This is a genomic window from Elioraea sp. Yellowstone (assembly GCF_006704265.1).
Lineage (GTDB): Bacteria > Pseudomonadota > Alphaproteobacteria > Acetobacterales > Acetobacteraceae > Elioraea.
The window spans coordinates 1-7,398 of record NZ_VIKA01000149.1; the positions used below are offsets into that span (position 1 = coordinate 1).

7 protein-coding genes and 1 pseudogene are annotated in these 7,398 nt (G+C 72.7%); 6 read left to right on the plus strand and 2 right to left on the minus strand.

All coding sequences use genetic code 11. The annotated features are described in order from the left end of the window. Nucleotides 1-360: pseudogene (locus FK498_RS15755) on the minus strand (ATP-dependent DNA helicase); the annotation flags it as partial. Nucleotides 361-416: 56 nt separating this feature from the next. Here FK498_RS15755 and FK498_RS15760 point away from each other — a divergent pair. Both FK498_RS15760 and FK498_RS15765 read left to right on the plus strand, forming a co-directional pair. Then, entirely contained in the window at nucleotides 417-2,018 is a 1,602-nt protein-coding gene (locus FK498_RS15760) for a lysine--tRNA ligase (protein ID WP_141856200.1), read from the plus strand. Nucleotides 2,019-2,034: 16 nt separating this feature from the next. Next, nucleotides 2,035-4,056, plus strand: a complete 2,022-nt coding sequence (locus FK498_RS15765; protein ID WP_141856202.1) for a phosphatidylglycerol lysyltransferase domain-containing protein — start codon at nucleotides 2,035-2,037, stop codon at nucleotides 4,054-4,056. A 27-nt stretch (nucleotides 4,057-4,083) separates the two neighbouring features. On the opposite strand, the gene FK498_RS15770 is transcribed toward FK498_RS15765, so the two are convergent. Then, nucleotides 4,084-4,728 (minus strand): helix-turn-helix transcriptional regulator, encoded by a 645-nt coding sequence (locus FK498_RS15770; protein ID WP_141856204.1) that lies wholly within the window; start codon nucleotides 4,726-4,728, stop codon nucleotides 4,084-4,086. Between the two features lie 136 nt (nucleotides 4,729-4,864). Between FK498_RS15770 and FK498_RS15775 the strand changes: the two genes are divergently transcribed. The 4 genes from FK498_RS15775 to FK498_RS15790 all read left to right on the plus strand — a co-directional run. Continuing rightward, on the plus strand, nucleotides 4,865-5,242 hold the full coding sequence (locus tag FK498_RS15775; protein WP_141856206.1) for a hypothetical protein: 378 nt from the start codon (nucleotides 4,865-4,867) through the stop codon (nucleotides 5,240-5,242). Further along, nucleotides 5,239-5,661, plus strand: a complete 423-nt coding sequence (locus FK498_RS15780; protein WP_141856208.1) for a hypothetical protein — start codon at nucleotides 5,239-5,241, stop codon at nucleotides 5,659-5,661. Before FK498_RS15775 ends, FK498_RS15780 begins: the two co-directional genes overlap by 4 nt. A gap of 147 nt (nucleotides 5,662-5,808) precedes the next feature. Beyond that, nucleotides 5,809-6,033, plus strand: coding sequence for a hypothetical protein (locus FK498_RS15785; protein WP_141856210.1), 225 nt, complete (start codon nucleotides 5,809-5,811; stop codon nucleotides 6,031-6,033). Next, a partial coding sequence (locus tag FK498_RS15790; protein WP_202614879.1) for a portal protein occupies nucleotides 6,030-7,398 on the plus strand: 1,369 nt, incomplete at its 3' end. The genes FK498_RS15785 and FK498_RS15790, both read left to right, overlap by 4 nt.

Sequence of the window (7,398 nt, forward strand, 5' to 3'; positions counted from 1 at the left end):
GCGCAGGAGCGCGGTCGCGACATCGCGCAGCACGATCGCCTCGTCCTCGAGCCCCTCCGGCGGCGGCAGGCCGACCGCCCCGGCGAGCCCACGCGGGCTCGGCACCACGGGCTCGGCCGGGCGGACGAAGGCGAACAGCTCGAGGATGTCGGCCGCTGCGAAGGGACCGAGGCCGAGCCGGCGCGCGGTCGCCGGCAGGTGGCAGACGATCGGCGGCGGCACGTCCTTCAGCCGCGCGCGCAGGCGGCGCGTCTCCTCGACCACGAGTTCGCCGTCCGGGAACAGCAGCGCGCCGCGGTGGTGGCGCGCGGCCAGCACCGGCCCGTCGGGCAGCACCAGGCGCGGGCGGTGCTCGCTCATCGCCGCGCCCGCATCCTCGCATTGACCGGATTCCGCCCGCTACCTAGGGTGCGACGATGACGCCCACGCATCCCTCGCCCTCGGCGGAGCTCCGCCACGTGCGCGCTTGGCCGTTCCAGGAGGCGGCGCGCGTGGCCGACCGGCTGGCCGCGACAGGCAAGGCCGAGGCGCTGTTCGAGACGGGATACGGGCCCTCGGGGCTCCCGCATATCGGCACCTTCGGCGAGGTCGTGCGCACCACCATGGTGCGCCACGCCTTCGGCCGCCTCTCGCCGCTGCCGTCGCGGCTGATCGCCTTCTCGGACGACATGGACGGGCTGCGCAAGGTGCCTGAGAACGTGCCGAACCGCGAGATGCTGGCGCAGCATCTCGGCAAGCCGCTGACCGCGGTGCCGGATCCGTTCGGCACACACGAGTCCTTCGGCCACCACAACAACGCCCGGCTCCGCGCGTTCCTCGACCAGTTCGGCTTCGACTACGAGTTCGCCTCCTCGACCGAGTACTACCGCTCCGGCCGCTTCGACGCGGCACTCCGGCGCGTGCTCGAGGCCTATGACGAGGTGACCGCGGTGATCCTTCCGACGCTCGGGCCGGAGCGGCGCGCCACCTACTCGCCCTTCCTGCCGATCTGTCCGCGTACCGGACGGGTGATGCAGGTGCCGATCCTGGAGCGGAAGCTCGATGCCGGCAGCGTCGTCTGGCGCGACGAGGAGACGGGGCGGCTGGTCGAGACGCCGGTGACGCGCGGGCATTGCAAGCTGCAATGGAAGGCGGACTGGGCGATGCGCTGGTTCGCGCTCGGCGTCGACTACGAGATGTCGGGCAAGGACCTGATCGATTCCGTCCGTCTGTCCTCGCGCATCTGCCGCATCCTGGGCTCGGAGCCGCCGGAAAGCTTCACCTACGAACTGTTCCTGGACGAGAAGGGCGAGAAGATCTCGAAGTCGAAGGGCAACGGGCTGTCGGTCGAGGAGTGGCTGCAATACGCCCCGCCCGAGAGCCTTGCGCAGTTCATGTTCAACAAGCCGCAGACGGCGAAGCGGCTCTACTTCGACGTGATCCCGCGCGCGGTGGACGAGTATCTCGCCAATGTCGAACGGGCGCGCAGCGAACCTGCGGAGGCGCTGCCGAACAATCCCGCCTGGCACATCCATCTCGGGCGCATCCCCGACGACGCTGGCAGCCCGGTCTCCTACACCATGCTGCTCAATCTCGCCTCGGTGGTGAACGCGGAGCGGCCGGAGATGCTCTGGGGCTTCATCCGTCGCTACGCGCCGGACGCCACGCCCGAGCGCTGGCCGCTCCTGGCCGTGCTGGTGGAGCGCGCGATCGCCTACTACCGCAACTTCGTCCGCCCGTCGAAGCGCTTCCGTGACCCGACGCCGGAGGAGGCGGCAGCGCTGGCCGATCTCGCCGATGCGCTCGAGGCGGCACCCGCCGATGCCGATGCGGCGGTGCTGCAGGACATCGTCTTCGAGGCCGGCAAGCGCCACGTGCCGAAGGAGCGGCTGCGCGACTGGTTCGGCTGCCTCTACCAGGTGCTGCTGGGCCAGCAGGAGGGGCCGCGCTTCGGCGGCTTCGTCGCCCTCTACGGTGTGGCCGAGACGGTCGCGCTGATCCGCGGCACACTCGCGCGCGCGCGGCCGGGCGTGGCCTGACGGGACGGCACGCGGCGTGTCGGAGGGGCGGACCGCGTCGCTGCTCCGTCATGCCCCGGCGGTGTTGGGCATCGCCCTTCTGGTCGGCGCGCTCTATGTCGTGCAGCGCGAACTCGCGAGCCTGCGGCTCGACGACGTGCTGCACGCGATGGATGCGATGCCGCTGGCCTCGCTCGCGCTCGCCCTCGCGATCACCGTCGTCGCCTATCTGGTGCTCACGCTCTACGACGCGCTCGGCACGCGCTTCGTCGGCCATCCGCTCTCCTATGGACGGATCGCCTTCGCCTCATTCACCGCCTATGCGCTGTCGCACAATATCGGCTTCGCGATGGTGTCGGGGGCGGCGATCCGCTATCGGCTCTATGCGCTCTGGGGGCTCTCGGCCCTGCAGATCGCGGGCGTGGTGGCGTTCTGCAGCCTCACCTTCGTGCTCGGCGGGCTGACGCTCGGCGGCATCGTGCTGCTCGCGGTGCCGGAGGCCGTGCCCGGCTTCGGCGGCTGGGTCGCCACGCCGGTCATGCATGCCGTGGGCGTGGCGATGCTCGGCAGCGTCGCGGCCTACACGGTCGCCGGACGGCTGCGCGGGCGGCCGCTCCGCTTCGGCCGCACGGAGGTGCCGCTGCCCGGGCCGCGGCTCGCGGTGATGCAGGTCGCGCTCGCGACTGTCGATGTCGCGCTCACTGCGCTGATCTTCTATGTGCTGCTGCCCGAGGCGCCGGGCCTCTCCTTCCTCGTCTTCCTCGCGGTCTACGTCACCGCCTACACGGCGGCGATGGCGAGCCACGTGCCGGGTGGTCTGGGCGTGTTCGACGGCACGATCCTGCTGGGGCTGACCGACATCGTGCCGGCGGCGACGGTGGTCGGCGCGCTGCTGATGTTCCGGCTCTACTACTACATCCTGCCGCTGTTCCTTGCCGGCGCGCTGTTCGCGCTGAACGAGATCGTGCTGCGCCGTGTCGCGGTCGCGCGCGCCTTCGACCAGATGGCGCGCTGGGGCTCGCCCTTCGTGGCCCCAGTGCTGTCGGCCGCGGTGACGCTCGCCGGCGTGGTGATGCTGTTCCTCGGCACGGCGCCGCCGTTCCAGGCGCCGTTCGCCTGGGCCGGCGTGACCGCGCCGACGCCGATCGTCGAGGTGTCGCACTTCGCCGCCTCGATCCTCGGCGCCGCCCTGCTGGTGCTCGCCTACGGGCTGTGGCGCCATGTCACCATGGCGTGGGCGGCGGTTCTGGTGACGTTGACGCTCGCGGCCGGGCTCGCCGCGGTGAAGGGGCACGGCTGGCCGGTGCCGGCGATGATGCTGGCGATCGCCCTCTGCGTGCTGCCGTTCCGCCGCAACTTCTACCGCGACACGCGGCTCGTCGCGGAGCCGTTCACCGCCGGCTGGGTCGCCGCGGTCGTGGCGCTCGCCGTCTGCACCGTCAGCCTCGCGCTGTTCGCGCATCTGCGGCGCGACTGGGCAGCCGAGACCTGGTGGGCGTTCGTGCTGGTGGGCGATGCGCCGTGGAGCCTGCGCGGCACGATCGCGCTCGGGGTGGCGCTGCTGCTGGCGGCGCTGTTCCGCCTGCTGCGCCCCGCGCGCGTTGCCGCCCTGGCACCCTCGGGCGCGGCCGCGGAGCGCTACGCCGGGCTTGCCGGCGCGCCGGTGCCGTGCCGCGCCGATGGGCTGGTGTTCGGCGAGGCGCGCGCCGCCGCCGTCGCCTTCATGCGCCTCGACGGCATCTGGCTCGCGATCGGCGATCCGGTCGGCGATCCGCATGACCGCATCTCGGCAATCTGGCGCTTCCGCGACCTCTGCGAGCAGGAGAATGTCGATCCGGCGTTCTGGCGCGTGGGTCCCGAACTGCTGCAGGTCTACAGCGACATCGGGCTGACGCCGTTCCCCCTGACGGCGAGGGGCGAAGTCGCGCCCGAAAGCGCGGGCGACACGCCGCCTGCGGCGCACTACCTGGTCTGCCGGGCCGAGCGGGACCTGATGCGGCTTCTGCCGGTCGTGCCGGAACTGGCGCGGGCGATCGAGCGGATCGGCGAGCCGGCGTGAGCGGCACGGCGGGGGCCGCGAGAGCGGCTACTGGCTCGCCCAGACGATGCGGGCGATCCAGGCGACCTCGTCGATGTCGAGGCTGCGGCCGGGGAAGGCCGGATTGAGGGATGCGAGCTCGACCCGGCGGGCGGAGCGGCGCACCAGCTCCTTGGCCATGACCTCGCCCTCGGTGGTGCGCACCACCACGCGGTCGCCCCTGCGGGTCGGCGCCGCCGGCGAGGCGATGACGATGTCGCCGTCGCGGTAGACCGGCTCCATCGAGTCGCCCGAGATCTCCAGCGCATAGGCGTGGGGATCGCTGATGTTCGGGAGTTCGATCTCGTCCCACCCCCCGCCGACCGGGTAGCCGGCATCGTCGAAATAGGCGTCCGAGCCTGCCTGGGCGAGGCCGATCAGGGGGATGCGGCGGTTCGCCGGTGCGGCGGCGCGGCGCGGCGGCGGCGGCGAGCCGGTGACCAGGGCGGTGAAGGCCTCCAGGGGGGCGCCGACGGCGTCGAGGATCTTTGCGATGCTCTCGGTGGAGGGCCAGCGCGGCTTGCCGCCGGCCTCGCGCTTGGAGCGGTTGAAGGTGGTGGGGTCGAGCCCGGCCTTGCGGGCGAGGCCGGAGGTGGACAGCCCGTGTTCCGCGGCGAGCGCGTCGATCGCACGCCAGATGTCCTCATGCCGCATGGTAGGCACACTCTCCTACAGCTTGGCAGCGGGAGCACTAGGAATGAGTTCCGATTAGGCTTGCGGTCCGGGCACAACCGCGGGTAAATGTTCTTGTTTTGTTCACCGCCCCCCCTTTCTTTGTGACGAGGAAGGAATGCCCGCAGCCGCCTCCGACCGCCGCTATGCCCCCGTGCTCGCCAGCCCTGCCCGGACCGAGCCCTTCGCGACCGCCGAGGAAGCCTGGTTCTGGACCATCGCCGCGCTCACGGCCCGCAACGCCGGTGCCCGAATCGTCGCCGGGCTGGGTCTGAAGCCCCGCCCCTGCGAGCCGGACGACGTGATCCGCTGCCTGGACCGGCTCTACCGCCAGCGCCGCATCGAGATCGCCCATCTGCGCGTGCTGCGCCGCTACGGCGACCAGCAGATTCCGCCCGATCCGCGCCACCCGGGCGATCGCTCCGCGCACCGCCTGTGGCGCGAGGCGCTCGACCGGCTGGACTGGCCGCTGCGCATGAAGGGCATCGTCGCATGAGCCGGATCCCAGAGGATCCGCCGCAGAGCGCGATCTGGATCGCCTTCTCCGGTCGGGCCGACCTGCCCTGGCTCAGGCTGCTCCGACCGGGGTTCCGCCACTGCTTCGCCGCGCTTGCCGACAAGGCCGGCTGGACGCTGGTCGATCCCCTCGCGGGCCGGCTGGTCGTGCAGCGGCTCGCGGTCGCGCCGGACTTCGACCTGCCGTCCTTCTGGCGCCGGGCCGGGTTCCGCGTGCTCGGCCCCTTCACCCCGGCCCAGCCCGCGCGCAGCCTGCGGCTGCCGTTCGCCCCCTTCACCTGCGTCATCGCCTGCCTCAGACTGCTCGGGCTGTCCCGCCCCCTCGTGCTGACGCCGTTCGGCCTCTACCGGGCCCTGCGAGATCGTTGTCCGAAAGAAATATTAGGAAAAAAATCTTGACGCGGCGCAGCCCCCGTCGCTAGAAAGATCGGGCCAAGGGGCGGCGTGCGTCCCTTCGGCTCCATCCTCCCTCCCCGACTACGACGGCCGGCCCCCCTGGGCCGGCCGTCGGCTTGTCGGCCCGCATTCATCCCGAGGAGAGCCCGCATGGGTGGCCTGTTCCGCGCGCCCGTACCGCCTGCCCCGACCGGGGTGCCGGCCACCGCGCCGCCTGCGCCCGCCGCGACCGGCGAGGAGGAGATGCGCGCCCGGCGCCTCGCCGCGATCGAGGCGCGCCGGCGCGGCCTTGCGGGCACCGTCGCCACATCCTGGCGCGGCGTGCTCGCCGAGGCGCTGCCGTCCGCCACCCGCAAGTCGCTGCTCGGCGAATGAGGGACGCCGTGGCGCTCGACCCCGAGGCGATCCTCGCCCGCCACGCGCGCGCGCTCGCCCGTCGCCGCGCCTGGGACGGGATCTGGAAGGACTGCTACGATCATGCCCTGCCCGGCCGCCCGGGCGAGGCGGGCGTGCCGATCTACGACGGCACCGCGCCCGATGCCGTCGAGCAGCTCGCCGCCTCGCTGCTCGCCGAGCTCACCCCGCCCTGGATCCGCTGGTTCGGCTTCGCGCCGGGCCGCGCCGTGCCCCCCTCCCTCGCGGGCGACGCCTGGGCCGCCACGCTCGAGACCGCCGCCGAGACGCTCCACGCCGAGCTGGAACGGTCGAACTTCACGGTCGAGATGCACCAGTGCTTCCTCGACCTGGTGATCGCCGGCACCGCCTGCCTCGCGATCGAGGAGGCGCCGCCGGGCGAGCCGTCGAGCCTGCGCTTCGCCGCCGTGCCGCTCTCCGAGATCACGCTCGAGGAGGGGCCGGAGCGGCGCCTCGACACGGTGTTCCGCACCCTGCGCCTGACGCGCGACGAGATCCGCGCGCGTTTCCCGGACGCGCGCCTGCCGCGCGCGGTCGAGCGGATCGAGGATGCGGACGCCGAGCCACCGCGCCACGAGGTGGTGGAGGCCGTGCTGCCGGACCGGCGCGGCTACCACTATGCCGCGGTGCTGCGCGCGGGCGAGGAGCCCGCCGCGATGCTGGCCGAGGGGCGCTTCGCCTCCTCACCCTTCATCGCCTTCCGCTGGATGAAGGCGCCGGGCGAGACCTACGGTCGCAGCCCGGTGATGAAGGCGCTGCCCGACATCCGCACCGCCAACAAGGTGGTCGAGCTGATCCTGAAGAACGCCTCGATCGCGGTCACCGGGATCTGGCAGGCCGACGACGACGGTGTGCTGAACCCGGCGAACATCCGCCTCGTGCCGGGCGCGATCATCCCGAAGGCGGTCGGATCGTCGGGCCTCACGCCGCTCGCCGCTCCGGGCCGCTTCGACGTCAGCCAGCTCGTGCTCGACGACCTGCGCGCGCGCATCCGCCATGCCCTGCTGACCGACCGGCTGGGCCCGGTGCAGGGCGCGCGCATGACGGCAACCGAGGTGATGGAGCGCTCGGCCGAGATGACGCGGCTGCTCGGCGCCACCTTCGGCCGGCTGCAGACGGAGCTGCTCGCGCCGCTGATCGCGCGGTGCCTGGCGATCCTGCGCCGGCGCGGTCTCGCCCCCGCCTTCGGCCTCGACGGCGGGCTTGCGGCCATCGCCTGGCGCAGCCCGCTCGCCCAGATCCAGGCGCGCGCCGAGGCCGCCGGCGCACTGGCGTGGCTCGAGACCGTGCGCACGCTCGGGCCGGCGGCAGCGCACACCGCCGATC

Excerpts from the sequence above, each read along its gene's own strand:
- FK498_RS15770 (WP_141856204.1), bottom strand. The coding sequence starts at position 4,728 with ATGCGGCATGAGGACATCTGGCGTGCGATCGACGCGCTCGCCGCGGAA.
- FK498_RS15760 (WP_141856200.1), top strand. The coding sequence starts at position 417 with ATGACGCCCACGCATCCCTCGCCCTCGGCGGAGCTCCGCCACGTGCGC.
- FK498_RS15775 (WP_141856206.1), top strand. The coding sequence starts at position 4,865 with ATGCCCGCAGCCGCCTCCGACCGCCGCTATGCCCCCGTGCTCGCCAGC.
- FK498_RS15780 (WP_141856208.1), top strand. The coding sequence starts at position 5,239 with ATGAGCCGGATCCCAGAGGATCCGCCGCAGAGCGCGATCTGGATCGCC.
- FK498_RS15785 (WP_141856210.1), top strand. The coding sequence starts at position 5,809 with ATGGGTGGCCTGTTCCGCGCGCCCGTACCGCCTGCCCCGACCGGGGTG.